At 40.8% G+C, this 19,385-nt stretch carries 20 protein-coding genes; 15 read left to right on the top strand and 5 right to left on the bottom strand.

The genetic code is table 11. From position 1 onward, the window contains the following. Window positions 1-473 precede the first annotated feature (473 nt). Entirely contained in the window at window positions 474-1,508 is a 1,035-nt protein-coding gene (locus tag AC1DO4_RS23255; protein WP_477419955.1) for a LacI family DNA-binding transcriptional regulator, read from the bottom strand. Window positions 1,509-1,821: 313 nt separating this feature from the next. On the opposite strand from AC1DO4_RS23255, the gene AC1DO4_RS23250 reads away from it, so the two are divergent. The 5 genes from AC1DO4_RS23250 to fbp all read left to right on the top strand — a co-directional run bounded on the left by AC1DO4_RS23250 (window position 1,822) and on the right by fbp (window position 6,513). Further along, complete coding sequence (locus AC1DO4_RS23250) at window positions 1,822-2,445, top strand: NanQ anomerase/TabA/YiaL family protein (protein ID WP_477419954.1); 624 nt, start codon at window positions 1,822-1,824, stop codon at window positions 2,443-2,445. A gap of 26 nt (window positions 2,446-2,471) precedes the next feature. Then, window positions 2,472-3,698 carry a glycoside hydrolase family 88 protein gene (locus AC1DO4_RS23245; protein ID WP_477419953.1) on the top strand — a complete coding sequence of 409 codons (1,227 nt, stop codon included), beginning with the start codon at window positions 2,472-2,474 and terminating at the stop codon, window positions 3,696-3,698. 4 nt (window positions 3,699-3,702) lie between these two features. Then, window positions 3,703-4,065 (top strand): cupin domain-containing protein, encoded by a 363-nt coding sequence (locus AC1DO4_RS23240; RefSeq protein ID WP_477403333.1) that lies wholly within the window; start codon window positions 3,703-3,705, stop codon window positions 4,063-4,065. A 42-nt stretch (window positions 4,066-4,107) separates the two neighbouring features. Continuing rightward, on the top strand, window positions 4,108-5,217 hold the full coding sequence (locus tag AC1DO4_RS23235; RefSeq protein WP_477419952.1) for an alginate lyase family protein: 1,110 nt from the start codon (window positions 4,108-4,110) through the stop codon (window positions 5,215-5,217). 246 nt (window positions 5,218-5,463) lie between these two features. Then, a complete protein-coding gene (gene fbp / locus AC1DO4_RS23230; RefSeq protein WP_477419951.1) occupies window positions 5,464-6,513 on the top strand; it encodes a class 1 fructose-bisphosphatase in 1,050 nt (349 codons plus the stop codon). 15 nt (window positions 6,514-6,528) lie between these two features. On the opposite strand, the gene AC1DO4_RS23225 is transcribed toward fbp, so the two are convergent. Beyond that, window positions 6,529-7,401: a universal stress protein gene (locus AC1DO4_RS23225; protein WP_477419950.1), complete on the bottom strand. Its 873-nt coding sequence runs from the start codon at window positions 7,399-7,401 to the stop codon at window positions 6,529-6,531. Window positions 7,402-7,931: 530 nt separating this feature from the next. After that, complete coding sequence (locus AC1DO4_RS23220) at window positions 7,932-8,132, bottom strand: hypothetical protein (RefSeq protein WP_477419949.1); 201 nt, start codon at window positions 8,130-8,132, stop codon at window positions 7,932-7,934. A 588-nt stretch (window positions 8,133-8,720) separates the two neighbouring features. On the opposite strand from AC1DO4_RS23220, the gene AC1DO4_RS23215 reads away from it, so the two are divergent. The 7 genes from AC1DO4_RS23215 to AC1DO4_RS23185 all read left to right on the top strand — a co-directional run bounded on the left by AC1DO4_RS23215 (window position 8,721) and on the right by AC1DO4_RS23185 (window position 14,287). Further along, window positions 8,721-8,918, top strand: a complete 198-nt coding sequence (locus tag AC1DO4_RS23215; protein WP_477419948.1) for a hypothetical protein — start codon at window positions 8,721-8,723, stop codon at window positions 8,916-8,918. A 136-nt stretch (window positions 8,919-9,054) separates the two neighbouring features. After that, window positions 9,055-9,726 carry a hypothetical protein gene (locus AC1DO4_RS23210; RefSeq protein WP_477419947.1) on the top strand — a complete coding sequence of 224 codons (672 nt, stop codon included), beginning with the start codon at window positions 9,055-9,057 and terminating at the stop codon, window positions 9,724-9,726. 419 nt (window positions 9,727-10,145) lie between these two features. Then, window positions 10,146-10,706, top strand: a complete 561-nt coding sequence (locus AC1DO4_RS23205) for a hypothetical protein (protein WP_477419946.1) — start codon at window positions 10,146-10,148, stop codon at window positions 10,704-10,706. A 347-nt stretch (window positions 10,707-11,053) separates the two neighbouring features. Further along, entirely contained in the window at window positions 11,054-11,608 is a 555-nt protein-coding gene (locus AC1DO4_RS23200; RefSeq protein WP_477419945.1) for a dihydrofolate reductase family protein, read from the top strand. A 340-nt stretch (window positions 11,609-11,948) separates the two neighbouring features. Further along, entirely contained in the window at window positions 11,949-12,329 is a 381-nt protein-coding gene (locus AC1DO4_RS23195; protein WP_477419944.1) for a DUF5071 domain-containing protein, read from the top strand. Between the two features lie 284 nt (window positions 12,330-12,613). Next, window positions 12,614-13,108: a DUF3885 domain-containing protein gene (locus AC1DO4_RS23190; protein WP_477419943.1), complete on the top strand. Its 495-nt coding sequence runs from the start codon at window positions 12,614-12,616 to the stop codon at window positions 13,106-13,108. A gap of 510 nt (window positions 13,109-13,618) precedes the next feature. Next, window positions 13,619-14,287 carry an STING domain-containing protein gene (locus tag AC1DO4_RS23185; RefSeq protein WP_477419942.1) on the top strand — a complete coding sequence of 223 codons (669 nt, stop codon included), beginning with the start codon at window positions 13,619-13,621 and terminating at the stop codon, window positions 14,285-14,287. A gap of 18 nt (window positions 14,288-14,305) precedes the next feature. Here AC1DO4_RS23185 and AC1DO4_RS23180 read toward each other — a convergent pair whose 3' ends face one another. After that, the gene (locus tag AC1DO4_RS23180; RefSeq protein WP_477419941.1) at window positions 14,306-15,514 is read right to left on the bottom strand and encodes a hypothetical protein; all 1,209 of its coding nucleotides are present in this window, start codon (window positions 15,512-15,514) and stop codon (window positions 14,306-14,308) included. 235 nt (window positions 15,515-15,749) lie between these two features. Between AC1DO4_RS23180 and AC1DO4_RS23175 the strand changes: the two genes are divergently transcribed. From AC1DO4_RS23175 to AC1DO4_RS23165, 3 genes are all read left to right on the top strand, one after another. Further along, window positions 15,750-16,526, top strand: a complete 777-nt coding sequence (locus AC1DO4_RS23175) for an SDR family NAD(P)-dependent oxidoreductase (protein WP_477419940.1) — start codon at window positions 15,750-15,752, stop codon at window positions 16,524-16,526. 259 nt (window positions 16,527-16,785) lie between these two features. Next, window positions 16,786-17,592 (top strand): phytanoyl-CoA dioxygenase family protein, encoded by an 807-nt coding sequence (locus tag AC1DO4_RS23170; RefSeq protein ID WP_477419939.1) that lies wholly within the window; start codon window positions 16,786-16,788, stop codon window positions 17,590-17,592. Between the two features lie 221 nt (window positions 17,593-17,813). Continuing rightward, complete coding sequence (locus tag AC1DO4_RS23165) at window positions 17,814-18,188, top strand: iron chaperone (RefSeq protein WP_477419938.1); 375 nt, start codon at window positions 17,814-17,816, stop codon at window positions 18,186-18,188. Window positions 18,189-18,191: 3 nt separating this feature from the next. Here AC1DO4_RS23165 and mmuM read toward each other — a convergent pair whose 3' ends face one another. Continuing rightward, on the bottom strand, window positions 18,192-19,127 hold the full coding sequence (gene mmuM, locus AC1DO4_RS23160; protein WP_477419937.1) for a homocysteine S-methyltransferase: 936 nt from the start codon (window positions 19,125-19,127) through the stop codon (window positions 18,192-18,194). Window positions 19,128-19,385 lie beyond the last annotated feature (258 nt).

The following is a 19,385-nucleotide window of genomic DNA, read 5'->3' as shown; positions in this document are numbered from 1 at the left end:
CTAATGAACCACATCTCCACGCGTCATTGCGAGGTACGAAGCAATCCCCACCTTACAGGGTAGCTTTGCAAATCCGATCTGCATAGTCGGGGATTGCTTCGTACCTCGCAATGACGGTCTGTTTCTTTATTTTAGACAGCCTCTGAGATGATTGATACAGGCTGGGTCTATACCCACCAACATTAATGATTGTATTTAATACAATTAAAAACACGAAGGGCGCATAACCGAACAGCTTTCGTTTCATTTTTATTAAATATTTTACCAGGTATGCAGGATCTATAATTGGAATATGTTTTACTGCACCTATCAAAAATATCCCGATTACGATACCGTGCAGATGCTTTTGGCATATTTATTTACGACATCGTTTTCGTTAACCTAAAAAACAGGCCTAAACTCCGACTTATTACAAGGGGATAAGCTATCTCAATCTGGGAACACTAAGGGTACAAATAAACTGATAGCCGTTTCTACTTTTTTGGAGTGGTTGACTTACGTATAAACAGCTGGGTTGGCAAAACCAAAGTTTCAAACCGGGTGGCGGGTTTCTTGCTTAATATGAGATTTAGCAGCATTTCTGTCGCTTTTTGTCCCATTTCAAAAGCCGGCTGATAAATAGAGCTTAATGCAGGGTTTAACACTTCGGCCAGGGAGTTGTTGGTATAACCGATCAGGGCAATTTCTTCGGGGATCTTTATTTTAAATTTATTAAGCAGGTACAGGGTAACGGTTGTGATCCTGTCGGATGTTGTGAAAATGGCATCCGGCTTTTCATTCAGCGAAAGCAATTCCTTCAGCGCATTCTCAATCTCGTTTATGTCCCTGCCGCCATCCGGGCAATGTTTAATGTAATTATCAGGTACTGTTATCCCGGCTTCGGCCAATGCATGATTGTAACCGGCAAGCCTTTCTTTTGTAATTGATATATTGGGCGGACTTGTAATATGGGCTATCCGTTTATAACCCGAATCGAGGAGATGGCGGGTAGCATCATACCCCCCTTTAAAATTATCGGCAATCACCTTGTGTGTATCTATTTCATCAGTAATGCGATCAAAAAAAACAATTGGTAAGCCCTGCTGATGCAGTTTTTGCAGGCACTCAAAATCCCTGGTTTCGCTTGATAAGGAGATCAGCAAACCATCAATAGAGAGATGGGCAAGGTGATTGATATTTTTTACCTCGAGGTCATATAATTCATGCGATTGCGTAATGATAACGTTATATCCCGTTTTGTGGGCAACAGATTCAACCCCATTAATCACCTGCGAAAAAAACTGATTTTCAAAAGTTGACACAACTATACCCAGTGACCTGCTATGCCCATGTTTTAAACTTTGGGCAAAAGGATTAGGCCGGTAATTATGTTTTTCTGCGTAATCGTTTACTCTCTTTTTTGTTTTCTCACTGATTTCGTAGTTATCCCTTAATGCTTTTGAAACCGTGGATATAGACAGATTAAGTTCCCGGGCAATGTCTTTTATTGTAATAGCGTTGAAATTCATAACTGTTAACTCGAAGCAATTTCGACCGGATTATGCTGGCAGTTCCACAATATAAAAAATCTTATATAACATTAGCAATTTAATTGCAGCTACAGCTTAATCAGCTTAAATGTACACGTAAACCAAAACACAAATAGCGCTTATAAGGTTATAATCAGCCTTATAAATCTGCCTGCCATAACTATAACGTTTGCGTAGAATTAATACCCGTTTGCAATGCAATTTAAGGGAATACATTGTAATATTGATTTATCATGGTACTGTTTTACCAATTACGGTTTCCATTAACTTATAAATCAAGTCGAATAAAACTATGAAAATTAAACCCGTACATCAGCTGATCTTAGCAATAATTAGTTTGGTAACCATGGAAAACACCGTGACCGCACAACAAATTAAGAATGATAGCATCAACCCAAAAACCGCCCAAAAATGGCTGAAAAGCAAAGACTGGAGCAACCATATCAGGTTGAATGTGTATCCATCGGTTAATGCAGTTGAGTTTTATAAACAATACCATGCCAATAAAGCGGTTTGGGATAAGGTGTTCCTGTTTATAAAAGAGCAAAACTTAGATACGCTTAGTGTAGGTAAACATCCCATTGATGGAGAAAACGCCTATGCCAGTATTACTGAAAGCCCATCAAAAGACCTGGAAAAAACAAGCTGGGAATCGCATAAAAAATATATTGACCTGCAATATGTAATAAAAGGCAAAGAACAAATAGGCGTAGCTGCTGTAAGCAGTGCAACTGTTACAAAACCTTATAATGAGGCAAAAGATGGAGCCGCTTACACTGCCGAGGGCACTTACTACACCGCTGAACCCGGAACCTTTTACCTGTTTTTTCCGCAGGATGCACACCGGCCTACCATCAAGGTACCCGGCTATGACATTGTAAAGAAACTGGTGATCAAAATTAAGGTAGTCAATTAAGGCCGGCATTTTTTTTAAAATATTCTATGAAAATTAAACACCTACTGCCACTGATTTTATTTAACGGAATAACGTTCAGTCTTTTTGCGCAAAATAATGCTGATAAAGCCTTCGTTTTTGCCCAGCATCAAACCAAATTGTTGCTTAATGAAACTGATAAGGCAAAAAAAGCAGCAGCTAATCCCAACCTGTTATCTCCGCGCGCACTGAATGCTAACGGCGATTTGGTTATTGTACCTACTAAAGATTGGTGCAGCGGTTTTTTTGCCGGGAATCTTTGGTTCCTGTATGAATATACCGGCGATAAGTTCTGGAAAGAACAATCCATACCCTATACCACTGCAATGGAGGCCGAAAAAACCAATGGCGTAACACATGATATGGGCTTTAAAGTTTATAACAGCGTTGGTAATGCCTATCGCCTTACGCACGATGCTGAATATAAAGAGGTGATTATTCAATCGGCCAAAACGTTAATAACCCGTTTTAATCCTGTTGTAGGCTGCCTCAAATCATGGGATAACCGTAAAGATTGGCAGTTTCCCGTGATCATAGACAATATGATGAACCTCGAATTGCTGTTTGAAGCCACTAAATTAAGCGGCGATTCCAGTTTTTACAAAGTGGCCGTGGCACATGCTAATACAACCATGAAAAATCATTTCAGGCCCAATTATAGCTCATACCACGTAATTGACTATGACCCGCAGACTGGCAAAGTGCTGCATAAACAAACCCACCAGGGCTTTGCCGATAGTTCATCCTGGGCCCGGGGGCAAGCCTGGGGATTATATGGTTATACCATGTGCTACCGGGAAACCGGCAATAAAATATACCTGCAACAAGCCGAAAAAATTGCCAAATATATTTTTAGTAATCCTACCATGCCTGCCGACCTGGTTCCTTACTGGGATTATGATGCTGCCAAATTACCTGGTCAGCCCCGTGATGCGTCAGCGGCGGCAATTGCGGCATCGGCTCTTTACGAGCTGAGCACCTATAGTAAAAATGCCAGGGTATACAAAACAACCGCCGATAAGATATTGAACAGCCTGAGCAAAAATTACCAGGCACAGCCGGATAGTGCAAAAGGTTTTTTGCTATTACACAGCACAGGGCATAAACCCGCCCAAAGCGAGATAGATGTACCAATTATTTATGCTGATTACTATTACCTTGAAGCTTTGCTGCGACAAAAACGTTTGGCCAACAAAAAAAATGTTATCAATGCGGCCGGCAGCTTAAAAAACTAATAATATGATACAAAGCAATTTATTTCTGTACGAACATAATACTACCTGGGAAATAACGGGCGACGGCGTTCAGCGCCAGGTTTTAGGGTTTGATGATAAGCTAATGCTGGTAAAAGTAAAATTTAACAAAGGCAGCTGCGGCACTTTACATAGCCATGCACATTCGCAGGTGAGTTATGTGGAAAGTGGCGTTTTTGAAATGACCATGGGCGATACCAAAAAAATCATTAGCAAAGGCGATGGTTATTATGTACCGCCTTATACCATACATGGTTGCGTTTGTTTGGAAGAAGGCATGCTGGTTGATGCTTTTAGTCCGGCGCGATGGGATTTCACCAGGATTGATGGCGAAAAGTATGCTTTATAAACTACCTGCATTATTACGTAGTTAAAATTGGAAACTAAAAAAATGAAGAAGAAAATAATATGCGGGTTGGGTTTGTTAGCTATGATTTTGCCAGCTAAAGCGCAATTGGTAAGCCTTAATAACAAGGAGGTTGCTGCAATGCGTAAGGCCATACATCTTGATGAAAAAGAATCGTTAAGTTACAAAAAGGCCTTTGATCCTTTTTTAATGACCGCGAAACAGGCACTTAGCCAATCGCCAAATCCTATAAAGGAAATATTATCACAGGGATTATTGGAAGGCGATCCTAAAAAAACAGCAAGCTTAAAGGCCGTTGAGGATGCTTATAAAGTATACGCGCTGGCTCTTGCTTATAAGTACGATAGTAACAAAACCTATTTGGATAAAGCCACTGAATACCTCCTGGCCTGGGCAAAAACCAACGTTGCCACCGGCGACCCGATCAATGAAACCAAGCTGGAAGATATGGTTACCGGGTATGACCTGGTCCGGAATGATGTTCAATTAGCCAACAGGGTAATAATTGATCAATGGCTGCAAAGTATTGCCGATGCTGAGGTAAACAGCGCATCGGCAAAGCCAGGCAAAAGCACAGCCATAAACAACTGGAATTCGCACCGGATTAAAATGATCACGCTTATAGCCTATACCTTGCATGATCATAAGTATGATGATCTTATTATAACTGAGCTGGAAAAACAACTTGCGGTTAATTTAAATCCCGATGGCACAACTCATGATCTTGAACAAAGGGATGCTTTTCATTATCATATTTATGACCTTGAACCACTCCTATCAACCTGTATTGCCATTTACAGGAATACCGGCAAAAATTATTTTATCTATCAAACTCCAAATGGAGCATCCATCAAAAAATCGGTTGATTACATGGTGCCTTTTATGACTGGTGAAAAAACACATCCCGAATTTGTAAACAGCAAAGTTGCATTCGACCAGAAGCGTGCAAAAAACAACGAGAAAGGTTATGCCCCTGGTACACTGTTTAACCCGCAAAGCGGCTTACAGGTATTTGCTTTAGCTTCATTTTTTGATCGGAGCTACTTAACAGTTATATCAGGCACATCAAAAAGCGGAAGCAAATTCTTTAACTGGCGGATGGCTATTAATGATTTTACAAGAGATAATAAATAATGAGCCCGGAGTACCAATATACATCACTAACCAAATACAGGAGAACGATATCGTTGTAGTAAATATCTTGATGAATTCCTGTATGAGTTGCCATCAATAGCGGTATATTTAAATATTTCAGGCTGTAAAAGATGCAGGTTGACTTCCGCTTCATAAATTATAAATAGTCCGTCTTTTTGGTAATCTCTGTAATGCCGCAAAGCAGTTTTTATAAAAGTTGAGGAGAAACAGTTTTAAATAAGAATTATGAGTATTGTTAAAACATTAGGCCAGTTTATTATTGAAAGGCAACAGGATTTTCCATTTGCTAAAGGAGAATTGTCAAGACTGCTCCGGGATTTAGCGATCGCAGCAAAGATTGTTAACAGGGCAATTAATAAAGCAGGTCTTATTGATATTTTGGGGGAAGCCGGCTCTGTCAATGTGCAGGGTGAAAATCAAAAGAAATTAGACCTTTATGCCAATGAGCAATTTATTGCTGCCCTACAGTGCGGAGGCGAGTGCTGCATCGTTATTTCAGAAGAAAATGACGAATACATTTACATTGATTCTGAAGTATCAAAGGATGCAAAATATATAGTAGCGCTTGATCCTTTAGATGGATCCTCCAATATTGATGTCAACGTAGGTATTGGTACCATTTTTTCCATCTATCGGCGCAAATCGTTAACCGGGGCCGCTACACTTGATGATACGCTTCAAAAAGGAACCGAACAGGTAGCTGCAGGCTATATTATTTACGGATCCTCCACGATGCTTGTTTATACTACCGGGAAGGGGGTAAATGGCTTTACGCTCGACCCTTCCATAGGAGAGTTTTGTTTGTCTCACCCGGATCTGCGGGTACCGGATGCGGGCAATATCTATTCTATAAATGAAGGAAATTATAATTATTTCCCCGATGGAGTGAAAAAATACATAAAATATTGCCAGGTAGAAGACAAAGAAACAAACAGGCCGTATACCTCAAGATATACAGGATCAATGGTAGCTGATTTGCACCGGACTTTGATTAAAGGTGGTGTTTTTATTTATCCCCCTACATCGGGAGCACATAAGGGTAAACTGAGATTGGTGTATGAATGTAATCCCATGGCATTTATTGTTGAACAGGCAGGCGGACGGGCTTCTAATGGATACAAAAGAATACTTGATGTTGAAGTAGAAGAACTTCACCAGCGATCGGCAATTTTTATTGGCTCGGCAGATATGGTTAAAAAAGCAGAAGAGTTTATGCTTTCCTTTTCGCCCCAGGTTTTTAAAAAGTCATACGAAGGGAATGTTGCCATCCAATAATTTTTTTGACGGATATTAGTTTTCTAAATCCATTTTTGCCGGGAATACCAGCAACGGAATCTTCTGCTGGTCAAGCGCTTTATAGGCGAGGCTTAGTTTAAGCATCCGTGAAAAAAACGAGCGCGGATGATGAATAATGGCAAGAGCATCCGCGTTATCCTCCTCGCACAAGCGATTGAGCCTTTGAATCACCTCTTTCCCCCTAACATCTTTAAAAGCAATATGCGGATACTTTAAACCGGCTACCTGCTCCATAAAATCAATCTCCTTTTCTGTTTTTAACGTCCCGGTTTCTTCCGATGGCATAATATGTACCAGCTCAAATTTTGTGTTGAATATTTGACCAAGCCTGGTGAGGTAGCGCAGGCTTTTGAGATCTTCCTGGCTAAAATTGGTTGCCACTATAACATTATCAAGTTTTTTTAATTCGGTTTCTGTCCGTAAAATCAAAACAGGACGGCTGGCATGCTCAATTACAGAATAGGTATCGCTCCCATAAAAGATATGCTCGAACGAATTGTCAGACCGGGAACCCATCACAATCAACTCAATATCATACCGTTTGTCAATTTCTTTTACCAGCTCTCCCAAACTCCCTTCCCCGCATAAGTTGCTGATGGCCGGTTTAAATTCTTCCGGAGGGATCTCGCTGACTACTGATTCGAGGTGATTTTGAAAATCAGCAATATGATTTTTACTCTGATGTTCCCAGTAAGAAGTATCTTCTCCTCCCCATGGGGTGCTGGTATAATAATTGGTTACCGGAATAGTTTGGTAAGCATTAAATAACAAAACATTAGCATGAAGCTTGCCGGCAAGTTTCACAGCTGACTGAGCTGCATGAGCAGCATTATCTGAAAAATCGGTGAGAACAAGTATAGTTTTCATTACTATTGAATTAATATAAATGAGTAATAAACTGGCAAGATTCAATGCGGGTGTTTACCGGGAATTGATAAACAAATATCCCCATTTTTTAAACTAAAAAAAATGACTATGATCAGTTATTCCATTGAAAAACTGTGTATTTCGGAACAGGTAAAATACAGCAAACACCCTGCCAAACATCCAATAATCCATCGACTTTAACTATCTCAAACATAAACACTGACAAAGTAGCGTCACCACCCGTAATTCTACCAAACAATAGTGTGATCTGGCATTTGCAAGTACTGGCCCCGACACCTGTTTTTTAAAAATGCGAACATCTGTTTAATTCAAAATATTGGTGGGATTTTGGCCAGCTGTTAAGCCAACCTGCTCCGGCAAAATATGTCCAGGTAAGTTCAAAAAAATGGACAATAATTGATATAAAGAATAGAAATTATTTAAAAAAATCGAGAAAAATATACAAATATTACGTGATGAGTTTTTTAACCGCTGTCGGCTTCCCGGCGTCGTGTTCTTGTCCTCCTGGATCACTTAAGCGCTCCCTTAAAAATACCTTTGGGGTACCATGCTATCCAATGGTTGAAAACAAACAAATTAAACTGGATAGTTACGGGTACGCCAGGCTTTTGAGCTGCGATGTATCCCACGCCAAATGAGGAATAATCATATACTGACAAAGTAGTGTCACCACTATCATCAACAGGCAGTCGTAAATTTGGAGTGTTCATAAATAATTATTTTCATTTACAAATGAAAGTGAAAGCGCAGGCAAAAGAAATCACCGCATATTGTATTAATATATTTCTCCGCTGGTGTATGCGTGTCGCGTGTACCCTGCTGATAAGTGAACGCTATGCAAATCCCGGATGCAAGTTTCTCATCCGGCTTTGTTGCAGATTCTTTAGCCGACAGCATAGTTAATTTTAAAGGAATCGTTGTAGTTTTATGCACAAACTAATGTTGATGAGTAAGAAATTTATATTGCCTTTTTGTAAAGGACAAATATTGGGTAAACGATCAGGAGCCAGCGTTGGGTTTGGAAAATGATGAAAAGGAAATATTTCGGCAAATCACCACGTGACATAGCCTACATTTTAAGCATAGGAGTGTATCTGTTGTCACTCACCCAAAAGTGCTATTGCACAACTGCATCTTGCGGAGATTCCTTAGCGGTGCTGTTTTCAGGAATAATCGGCGTATTTCTCGGAGGAGCGGGTCTGACGTGGCTGGCAAACCCCGTTCTGTTTGCATCGTGGTTTTACCATAAGCGCGCGCCGTTAGGTTCGCTGATATGCAGCGTTGTCGCGGTGCTGATTATGATATCATTCTTGTTCTTCAAGCGGATAGTAGCCGACGAGGCAGGCACTTATAAGAATATTGTAGCCTATAAGGCGGGGTACTGGCTTTGGCTGTCAAGCGCTATAATCATGGCAATTTGCAACGCGATATCCTACTTTTCAACCGCCAAGACGGCTGGTTTGGACGGTCTCCCAGCTACCGCAAGGGCTTTTTGATCGCTACCCAGGCTGCCGCAAGGACTTGCGATAGCAGGGGGCAAAACAAACCATATATTATAATCCCGATGCTGCTAAATACTTACCCGGCTCACCTACATATATTGGCCAAAAAAAAAACCAAACTAATTAACTAATGAAACTTACCAAAAGCAAACTTATAAAGCTTACTGAATTAGGACTAAAAGAGCTAGGCTATAAAGAAGTTAAAGACACAATTACCGGAGCTCAAGGATTGTATATTAAGAAAGTTAAAGTTGGATTTTATCTAACATTGGGTTTAACTATTTCCAGATATTACGACAGTCTTTTTACAGCTTCATTTTATCTATCGAAAACAACTATATGGTCTGCTGTTTGGGGTGATATATCTAAAAATTCATATCAACGAATAGGGCATTTTTTAACCACTGAAGATAGGGGTAGACTTTTAAACAAGGAATATTCCCTGGAGAACGTGAGAGATGCATGGTGGGATATTAATGATAATAGTGCCATTGTCTATTTTTTGGAATCGGTGCAAATCGCGGAAGAGCGATTTCTTGACCAGCCCAATTTGTTTTATGATATTGAAAGAAGTGAAGAAATTAATAGACTTTCAAGATTAGCTACATCTGTTATCAAAAAAATGGATTTGAATGAAATAACTAAATATGAGTATCAATTTGTCCCAGAGAAACCAATTGATGGCATACCGTTAGAGTGGTTTAAATTGGCTGAAAGGGTTATAGTGGAAGAAAGTGGTATTTTAAATTATAATACTGTCAAAAGGCTGGCCGCAGATGCTTATAGGCAAAAGTTGATTTAAAGACATCGGATACCCCCAGCTGCAGAAAGGGCTTTTTGATCGCTGCCGCAAGGCTCCAGCCTTTTGGCCCGCATGCAAAGTATTGAATTTGCAAAGCCCGGATATCCGTTTCATCTTGGATTTTGTATTTTTAACGTATGAGCTGCAATTATAAATTCAGAAATCTGGGAGGATTATATTTTGGAAGTTTTGCAACTGTTTTTTGGATAGATGTTTTGTGAGGATGTAATATTTTGGTTGCCTAACATAGTACTGTCCTAAATGCATGGCACATACTTAGCATGCGTGTCACAAGGCTGGAGCCTTGCGACAGCGGGGGGGGGGTTAGATCAACAAATGAGAAAAATTAATAATATACAACAACCAGTACAAACAATAAAGCCGAGCAAAGAGGATTTTAAGAAGGAGGAAGAATAGCGATGAGTAGAATGTTAAGATTTTTAACAATTGCGAATTTTGGTTTGACCGCATTTGCTTTAACAGCAACATTTCTGGAATGGAAATTTACATATATATCTGAAGATGTTTTTTTTCGATTTATTGTTATTGAGTTTGTTTGTTTAATCCTAATCATCACGATTAAAAAGATAAGAATTCTAAATAAATTGGCGAGTCATATTATCATGTTTTTGATAATAGTTCTAAATATTTTTTTTGTTTGTCGGCAAGTTTTTATTGTCAACGGTTTTGTAATTGCTGTCCCGCCTAATTTCAAGGGTCAGATTTACATAAAAATGAATGACAAAAACTCAGATTTCCGATTAAGACCTTTTAATGGAGTCGTCGTTTTTCCGATTGATTCAAAAGGGCAAGTATTTACGAAGTCCATTTTTGACGTATCAGAGTCTGCAATATTTCCTATGGAGCTTGTAAATGGGCGTCTGGTTAACAATAAAAATTTAAAAATTACAGAGGTAGTAATCCATCATCGTGATTTAAATGATAGCTCTGAAGTTGTAATCACAGCGCATATATACTGATATAAGATGTTTCCTTTCGCTGGTGCACGCGTGTCGCGTGTACCCCGTTGATATATGACCGCTATGCAAACCAGGATGTGCTAATAACATCCGGGCTTTGCTTTAGATTCTTTATCCGGCAGCATAGCTAATTTAAAGGAATCGATGTAGCTTTATGCGCAAACTAATGTTGATGAACGGAAAATACTACATTGATTTTTGTAAGGGACAAACATTGGGGAAACGATCCAGACACACGCGACACGCGTGCGCCAGCGATGGCCATACGTGGTCTATTGACTTAAAACACTCTTTTTTTGTCGCAGATAGCCCTGACCTGTATAGGTCGCATCACATATTTTTGTAGTATGAGAAAAGTATCATTTAGTATGAACATTAGCCTGGATGGCTATTGCGACCACACCTTGGGCGAACCAAGTGAAGAGCTGATGGAGTATTTTATTGGGTTAATGGATGATGTGGATCTGCTATTTTTTGGTCGCATCATGTATGAACTCATGTTTCCCTATTGGGCCGATGTCGCAAAAGACCGTTCCGGTTCTCCCGCCGAGATTCGGTTTGCAGAAAAGCTCGTCTCCACCAGTAAGGTGGTGGTGTCGCGATCTTTGGAAAATGCGTACAATAATACAACCATTATCCAGAACGACCCGGTAACTGGCCTACGTAAATTAAAACAGCTGCCCGGCAAAACGATCTCGGTAGACACCGTAAGCATGTTGCCAGAATTGATGGCAGCGGGCCTGATTGATGAATTTCACTTAGTAGTGCACCCCGTCATGGCGGGCGGTGGAAGACATCTACTCGATGCCGGCAGCCTTTCCGCGAACTTTAAGCTGGAACTGGTAGAAACACAGACCTTTAAAAATGGCTGTGTAGCACTTTACTACCGCAAAAGACAATAATATTAATGTTTGCAGAAAAGCTCGTCCCTCCGCTGGTGCACGCGTGTCGCGTGTACCCCGCTGACAGGTGAACGCCACGCTAAATATTGAATATGCAAATCACCCCGTTGATATATGACCGCTATGCAAAGCCCGGATGTGCTACTAACATCCGGGTTTTGCTTTAGATTCTTTATCCGGCAACATAACTAATTTAAAGGAATCGATGTAGCTTTATGCGCAAACTAATGTTGATGAACAGAAAATATTACATTGACTTTTTATAAGGGACAAACATTTGGTAAACGATCCGGACACACGCGACATGCGTGCGCCAGCGATGGAGATAAAAATGAAAGAGATGAAAAATTATATTCCACAAGGAAAAGATGATACTAAATATGCCTTGTATCTAAAGGAGTTGCCGTTTGAAGCAGTATCAGGTGGTGTCTCTGAACTTTTAATATGGCTACAAGATCTGCATTGGGATGCAGCTCAAGGAGTTGTCGAATATCTTAGACCTTATGTAAATGAAATAAAAGTTGAATTAATCAAAGTCTTAAGTGATAATGATGCAGAATGGAAGTTAGGCGTTATGACATTAATTTCACGTTCAACAAATAAACTTGATCAGGAGATTATTACAGCTTTAAAACATATTATCAACCACCCCACTAAAGAAGATCAAGAGCAAGAACTTGATGAAGTGGCAAAAGACATTATTGCAAGATATTCTGCTTAAACCCGTGCCCAGCTCCAACACCACCAGCACCTCAAAAGCCTCCGCTGGTGCACGCGTGTCGCGTGTACCCCGTTGATATATGACCGCTATGCAAAGCCCGGATGTGCTATTAACGTCCGGGCTTTGCTTTAGATTCTTTATCCGGCAGCATAGCTAATTTAAAGGAATCGATGTAGCTTTATGCGCAAACTAATGTTGATGAGCGGAAAATATTACATTGCCTTTTTGTAAGGGACAAATATTGGGTAAACGATCCGGACACACGCGACACGCGTGCGCCAGCGATGGACGTTGAAAAAAGCACACTTTCAGGAATAAATAGTAATAGATTGCGATTTGATTTAGGTGAAAATAAGACACTAAGTAGTAGAACTAACCAGGCGATTGATCGGGCTTTGCAAATCTTGAACTATTGTTTTAATGGATATAGTTTATGGTTACGAGTAATATTGTGGGGCGATGACGAGGAAAGAAATATTATCAAATCAGGATTTTATAAGAATGCAGCGCAAACCTATTTTAAACATGTTGGTGATGAAGATGTACTATATATGGAACTTAAAGAATATTCGGATTTATTAGTCAAACCACTTGTGGAATCTGTAGTAAACTATGAAATGGCACAAGAGCCGTCAGCAAATATTACCTGTTATTACGTGAACTTTAAAATTCCAATGATTATAAATATATATGATGACAGAGGGCTGGATGTGGTTTCTTCAAATAACGAACTGATGTTAGCGCTGTCAAATAAATTCAGCAATTGGCTAAATAAATGACGAAATAACTTTGCTTATAATAAGCTTTAAACCCGGCCGCATAAAAGCCGGGCTTAACTTTTTTAAAGGCTTTGAGTAGTGCTGGTTATCTGTATATACCCCAGCTGCCGCAAGAGCTTTTTTTTGATCGCTGCTCCAAGGCTCCTGCCTTGTGGCCCGCATGCCAAGTATTGAATATGCAACTCCCGGATGTTAGTTTTCATCCGGGAGTTTTGGACCCAAATGTTGCGTAAAGGATTGGCGTGGATACAGGCCATTGCGCTTAAAGCCTGCAGGCGTATGAACAGAAAGCCTGACCGCCGCTTCTACCAGCGGAGGATACGCCCAAACAAGCAAAACCAGTAACGTTATATTGCCCGGCGCTTTCAAACTTTCAATTCGGGATAAGGCCCTGCGCCCTGGTTATGCACAAATGATAATAAGATTATTTAAATTATCCGCCACCATTGCATAACAACAGTAATATACTTAAATTTAAATTACCATTGTTAACCTAATACCCTCATAATCATGACTTTTACTTTTAAGTTTTTTCCGTTTAAGGATTTTATATTTTCCATTATACCAACCATCGGTACTTATGGCGGCTTCCTTGATGGCATTATTACTTTCCCCAATAAATGGGTGGCCTTTGGGTCGGGATTGGTGGTATCTGTTGTCCTGGGCGTCATCTTCCATGCCGAAAATAAACGCAACTACCGGCGATCGCTGGCCGAAATACTGGCCATGGGTTATTTTATGAATTTTACCGGCAGGCTGGCCAAACTTTTAAAAGGCAGGGCCGATATTAACTTTTCTTTTCCGGATGCCAATCTTAAAGCTTACCCGCCCGGCAAGGTTAACGTTAAGGTAGGCATCCCGGCCACGCTAAACGCCCTGGTGCAATACTGCAATATGGTAGAGGCCCAGGCCGAGGTTGTGTACATCCGCGAGTCGACAAAAAATGATCCTTACTGGGTACGGGCAAAAAAGGAAACGGATGGAACTATAACCATTTACGAGTTCCCGCGAACCCTGTTCGCTCTTTCAAGGTACCTGGAAAAAGAATTTGAAAACCAGGAGAAGGCCGAAAAAAACTCGAAAAAGATTTATAAGTACTTTGATGAAAAGTTAAAGCAATTAAAAATACAGCACAGCAACGAGTTCCCCAACGACAGGATTAAGTTTGAATATGTATAAGATCCCAAACCTGCCAGCCTATTTATTTTTATTCAACACCTCGTCAAAATTAATGAACAGGCCGGCCTTGCCGTCGTCGTCATAAATCCCACCTGCTATAATGCTTTGCCCCGTAACTGCGGGGTTATTGCCATGCCCCAAAGGCCAGGAACCTGCGGCATTGGATACCCCGAAACCGGCGTAGGAGGCCGCTTTAATGGCAAAATCGGTACAGTTGTTTTTGGATAGATGATACTCCAGGCCATCGTACCTTTTGGTTAGCGCCAGGATGCGCTCAAATCTTTTTTTGGTAATAAACTTGCCCATAACCTCGTCCCATTTGTGCCCGCGGTCATTTTTAAATGTTCCTGAGCAGGATGGATCCAATGGCGTTGCCGAAAACAGGTTATCCTTCTGCGGATAAAATCCAAAGGAAATAGAAACAGAAGTAGAATCGGTATTATACTTAATGAGGGTAATAAAAGTATGACCGGTATTGGTTAACGCAAATACTTTGGGTTTGCCCGGCACCGGTTGCTTTACATGAAACAGCAAGGCATAGGCAGCAGCCTTTTTACCATCATTAAATGTATTAACGATGCGGTCGTAAGTTATTGCCTTGCTTTTTTCTTCGGTTTTATCGTTTAAGCCGGATGGTTTAGGGTCGTTAACAAATACAGAATCGTCCTTGGCGGTAATAGCTAAATAAGCGGTATCTAAGTTTAAATCCCGGTTTGCAGTATCGGCAGATAAGGAATCAACAATAGGTTGAGATTGCAGCTGGCTGTTAACCGCCTGCTTACCCCTATACTGCATTGTTTTAAAAAAACATTTCATGGCAAGGGGGTACAGTCGCAACCTGGCAAATACATTGGCCAGCCTGTAATATACCTTAACTTTTGATTGATTATAATTTACCTGGTTGTTGCCTGCCGAAAGTTCTTTTAAGTAACCCATCAGTTTTTTTCGCTCCTGGCGGTTATTTAAATGGGTTTCCATACCTTCTATGAGGCTGGCATTATTTTCAATTACTACAGGCGCTTTGCTGGCAGCTACCGGTGTTTTCTTTTCATCAAACAAAACCAGGTTACTGTAATTGTTATCAAAAATGTCTTTGGCAGTGGTATCGCCTGGCTTTAGTTTATAATGCACCGCTGCCGATAGTTGGGCATGTGCGGGCAAACTGTACAAAATGTAACCTATGATTATAAACGCCTTAAATAAGTGCGTTATACGATGCGTAATCATAAAAAATGGTCTTTATTTGGATATTATATTAACGTAAATGAATTACAAACAGTACGTGGGGTTTGTTTATCCACAACAACAATAATTGCAATTATTATAATTAACCAAATGATGAGAAGCGTTTTTCATATGCGATACAAACGTAATAACATTTTAAATAGTCTACAAATTTAGTAGAGTATTTATTAAACTTGCAACATCAACCTTATTTTTAGTTTGATATGACATTGTTAAGATGAAAGAATACGCTTTAATAACGGGTGCAAGCAAAGGCATAGGCAAATCCATGGCTTTATTATTAGCGCAAAAAGGCTATAACTTATTGCTGGTAGCCCGGTCTGAAGCTGAACTGCAGGCGTTATCGGTTCATATCAAATCTACATATCATGTTGAAGTACGCTATTTTTTGGCCGATCTGTCGGATGCCGGCTCAGTTATGCGGATTGCGGATTGGTATACAGGTTTATCGGTACCGGTATCCATACTTATAAATAATGCCGGCTATGGCATCTGGGGTAACTTTGATAAACTGAACCTGGCCGATCAGATACGTATGATACGGGTTAATATAGATGCGGTGGTCGAATTATCGCACCATTTACTCCCTGCCTTAAAATTGCAAAAGCAGGCGTATATATTAAATGTAAGCAGCACCGCGGCTTACCAGGCTGTGCCTACCCTGGCGGTATATGCGGCATCAAAATCATTTGTACTGGCATTCAGCAGGGCTTTGCGTTATGAGCTAAAAGATACTGCGGTATCGGTAAGCTGCCTGTGCCCCGGCCCTACCGACACGGGATTTGCTCACCGCGCGGGTATGGACGCGCTGGCCGAACTGGCAGCTAAATTTAATATGACGCCCGACGAGGTGGCCGGGATAGGTATACGGGGCATGTTTGGTAAAAAAGCCGAGATTGTGCCGGGCTTTTTAAATAAACTATCGGCAGCGGCTGCAAAGCATAGTCCCAAAGCCTTTATTGAGCGTGTAACCGCAGGCTTGTACAAGCAATAAAAATATTTTCCTGAAAATTTGTTTGATTTAATAATTTATTTACATTTGCATAGTCTATTAAATACATAGGCATTATATACATTGAATAACACAAGCCACATACCTTTTGCATGCGCTATGCGAATGCCCTTTCAAACAAGGGTCATGTGCAGCTGTTGTTGTTAATTTCCCCGGGGATCCAATCCTTCTTTTAAAAGCTGTTTAAAACAGTTCCCACATTTTTTATACTCATTTCCAGGCATTTTTAATACTTATTTTCATGGCAGGCTCATATCAAAAATTCACCTTAGGCTCAACAATTACACCTCAGCAACAAGCTTTTTTTAACCAGCACGGTTTTATTCACTTTACAAACTTCATTAAGCCCGAAACAGTGGCCGATATCATTGATGCATCAGAACAGGTTCAGCAAAACTGGCTTAGTAATAAGGTTGAAAAGATAAATGGCGTACCAATTAAATATGGTAAAGATGTGGATGGCTCCCCTATTGTACAACGCTTTGCTTTTATTAACAAACACCACCCATTGCTTAACGAATTTTCGCAGGACCCGCGCTTTCGTATATTACTAAATCTTATTGGCGAAGGCGCCCGTTTGGGTACCGACGAAAAAGACGGAATGGTTTTTAACCACTATGTAAACGGACCCGAAAGCAGCTTTACCAAAATGGGCTGGCATACCGATGGTTTACGCGATATTTTCCATGGCCAAAAATTAAACCCGATGCTTAACGTCGGCATTCACCTGAGCACCCTTAAACCCGAGAACGGTGGATTAAGAATTTTACCCGGAACGCACCAACAGAATCTTTACCAGATGCTTTTCCGTAAAAAGTATTTCTTAGATCATGATACTGATGAAAATGAAGTTGCCATTATTCCGGCTGCCGGCGACCTGACTATACACGACGGCCGCTTATGGCACCGCGTGGCACAGTCATCAGTAATTGGCGAAGAAAGCCGCAGGAGGGTAATTTATATCCCCATCATCGCCGGTAAGTATGAGCCTAAAAACGCCGATAGTCCTACCGCTTTTTATCAACGTTTTGCGGGTATTGTTAAGTAAAGAAACTATGTTAATCGCACTATTCATCGGCTATCTTATCCGCACCGGAAAAATGGCTGCCATCAGGAATTTCTTTAATAAAGTACCCGTCAAAGTATACATTCGTCCGCCCGTCGGTTGAGCCGCGGATTCGGGATTAATCAGCAAATAGCTTTTTTTGTAGTAGGTTTTGTATATTTATGCATTATAAACCAGGTAGATAGCCAAATACTACATAAAACATGATAGCCAATAAGCCCACTACCATTGACGAGTATATTGCTGATTTTCCGGCCGATGTTCAAAAAATCCTGCAGGAGGTGCGTACAACTATTAAAAAAGCCGCGCCCGATGCCCAGGAAAAAATAAGTTATGCAATGCCTACTTTCACCCTTAAAGGAAACTTAATCCATTTCGCGGCTTTTAAAAATCACATCGGGCTTTATCCAACACCTAATGGGATTGAGGAATTTAAAGAGGAACTCTCGGCATACAACGGTGCAAAAGGTTCTGTTCAGTTCCCGATTGATAAACCCATGCCCCTGGATTTGATAACCAGGATTGTGAAATTCAGGGTAAAGAAAAGCTTAGAAAAGCCGGATAAAAAACACAGCTAAGGGTTATGCTAAATCCACCAGCTGTTGCAATTGCATAATATCCTCCGGGGTTGTTCTGCAACAGCCGCCAATAATTTTTGCTCCTGCCGAAAACCAAATTTTTGCATCATCAAGAAAGTGTGCACAGTTGGCAGGCGCCGGCAGCCAGCGTTTATTAACCGCATCCCACACCTCCCCTTTATTAGGATAAACGAGGACATGCTTGCCGGTATTTGCTGCCGCGATTTTTATTAGCGAGGCGATGTGCTGCGGTGCAGTACAGTTGACACCAATTGCAATTACCTGGCCCGACTGGCTTAACAATTTTACCGCATCAGAAAAATCCTCGCCACTGCTCAGGTGGCTTTCATCTTTACAACTAAAACTGATCCAGGCCTGCACACCCGGAAACTCCGTTAACAACTCTTTCAAGGCGATAGCCTCATCTAAACAAGGGATTGTTTCGCATGCCAGCAAATCGGCACCGGTTTCAATCAGCAATTTCATCCTGCTGCGATGAAACGATTTCAGGTCTTCAATACTCACGCCATAATTACCGCGATATTCTGAACCATCGGCTAAAGATGCGCCGTAAGGGCCTATAGATGCTGCTACCAGCGGTTTCTCCCTTCGGGATATAACTTTCATGGCATCCTCGCGTGCCTGGAAAGCCAGTTGCACACTTAGCTGCATCAATTCAACTGCTTCTTCGGCAGTGTATCCATTTTTGGCAAATCCTTCAAAACTGGCCTGGTAACTGGCTGTCGTGATAACATCTGCACCTGCAATCAAATAATCGTAATGCACCTGTTTAATCAACTCCGGGTCTTCCCTCAATAATTTGGCCGACCATAATGTATGATTAAGATTGGCTCCCCTTGATTCTAATTCTGTAGCCATTGCGCCATCAAGGATAACAAATCCTTTCGCACGGATAAAAGGGTCAAATATATTTTCCATTGGTATAATTCTACCTGCAAGGTAGTAATTGTATTTTTTGTGAATGAAAAAACCTTTTATTTAAATGGTACTGTTTACATTCAACATATGGCCGGTGGTTTCACTACAAGTAAAAAGTCAGGCCTCGTTTTATTTCCTCCGAAGACCTATGGTGACAACACTATAGATGTTGGGAAGATTATAAAAAGCGGAGGATGTGCGATTCCTTCCTTGGGGAAGGAGGAGGAAGGGGTTTTGCGAACGATAGGACCGCTGCCA

The sequence above is a fragment of the Mucilaginibacter sp. P5_A6 genome, from assembly GCF_056400585.1.
Note: the sequence above shows the minus strand (reverse complement) of the source record. Positions and strands in the feature narration are given on the sequence as shown.

Coding starts and splice junctions, on each gene's coding strand:
- AC1DO4_RS23220 (WP_477419949.1), bottom strand. CDS start 8,132: ATGAACACTCCAAATTTACGACTGCCTGTTGATGATAGTGGTGACACT.
- AC1DO4_RS23235 (WP_477419952.1), top strand. CDS start 4,108: ATGAAGAAGAAAATAATATGCGGGTTGGGTTTGTTAGCTATGATTTTG.
- AC1DO4_RS23205 (WP_477419946.1), top strand. CDS start 10,146: ATGAGTAGAATGTTAAGATTTTTAACAATTGCGAATTTTGGTTTGACC.
- AC1DO4_RS23180 (WP_477419941.1), bottom strand. CDS start 15,514: ATGATTACGCATCGTATAACGCACTTATTTAAGGCGTTTATAATCATA.
- AC1DO4_RS23255 (WP_477419955.1), bottom strand. CDS start 1,508: ATGAATTTCAACGCTATTACAATAAAAGACATTGCCCGGGAACTTAAT.
- AC1DO4_RS23175 (WP_477419940.1), top strand. CDS start 15,750: ATGAAAGAATACGCTTTAATAACGGGTGCAAGCAAAGGCATAGGCAAA.
- AC1DO4_RS23190 (WP_477419943.1), top strand. CDS start 12,614: ATGGACGTTGAAAAAAGCACACTTTCAGGAATAAATAGTAATAGATTG.
- AC1DO4_RS23165 (WP_477419938.1), top strand. CDS start 17,814: ATGATAGCCAATAAGCCCACTACCATTGACGAGTATATTGCTGATTTT.
- AC1DO4_RS23215 (WP_477419948.1), top strand. CDS start 8,721: ATGATATCATTCTTGTTCTTCAAGCGGATAGTAGCCGACGAGGCAGGC.
- AC1DO4_RS23240 (WP_477403333.1), top strand. CDS start 3,703: ATGATACAAAGCAATTTATTTCTGTACGAACATAATACTACCTGGGAA.
- AC1DO4_RS23210 (WP_477419947.1), top strand. CDS start 9,055: ATGAAACTTACCAAAAGCAAACTTATAAAGCTTACTGAATTAGGACTA.
- AC1DO4_RS23195 (WP_477419944.1), top strand. CDS start 11,949: ATGAAAAATTATATTCCACAAGGAAAAGATGATACTAAATATGCCTTG.
- AC1DO4_RS23185 (WP_477419942.1), top strand. CDS start 13,619: ATGACTTTTACTTTTAAGTTTTTTCCGTTTAAGGATTTTATATTTTCC.
- AC1DO4_RS23225 (WP_477419950.1), bottom strand. CDS start 7,401: ATGAAAACTATACTTGTTCTCACCGATTTTTCAGATAATGCTGCTCAT.
- AC1DO4_RS23245 (WP_477419953.1), top strand. CDS start 2,472: ATGAAAATTAAACACCTACTGCCACTGATTTTATTTAACGGAATAACG.
- AC1DO4_RS23170 (WP_477419939.1), top strand. CDS start 16,786: ATGGCAGGCTCATATCAAAAATTCACCTTAGGCTCAACAATTACACCT.
- AC1DO4_RS23200 (WP_477419945.1), top strand. CDS start 11,054: ATGAGAAAAGTATCATTTAGTATGAACATTAGCCTGGATGGCTATTGC.
- AC1DO4_RS23250 (WP_477419954.1), top strand. CDS start 1,822: ATGAAAATTAAACCCGTACATCAGCTGATCTTAGCAATAATTAGTTTG.
- fbp (WP_477419951.1), top strand. CDS start 5,464: ATGAGTATTGTTAAAACATTAGGCCAGTTTATTATTGAAAGGCAACAG.
- mmuM (WP_477419937.1), bottom strand. CDS start 19,127: ATGGAAAATATATTTGACCCTTTTATCCGTGCGAAAGGATTTGTTATC.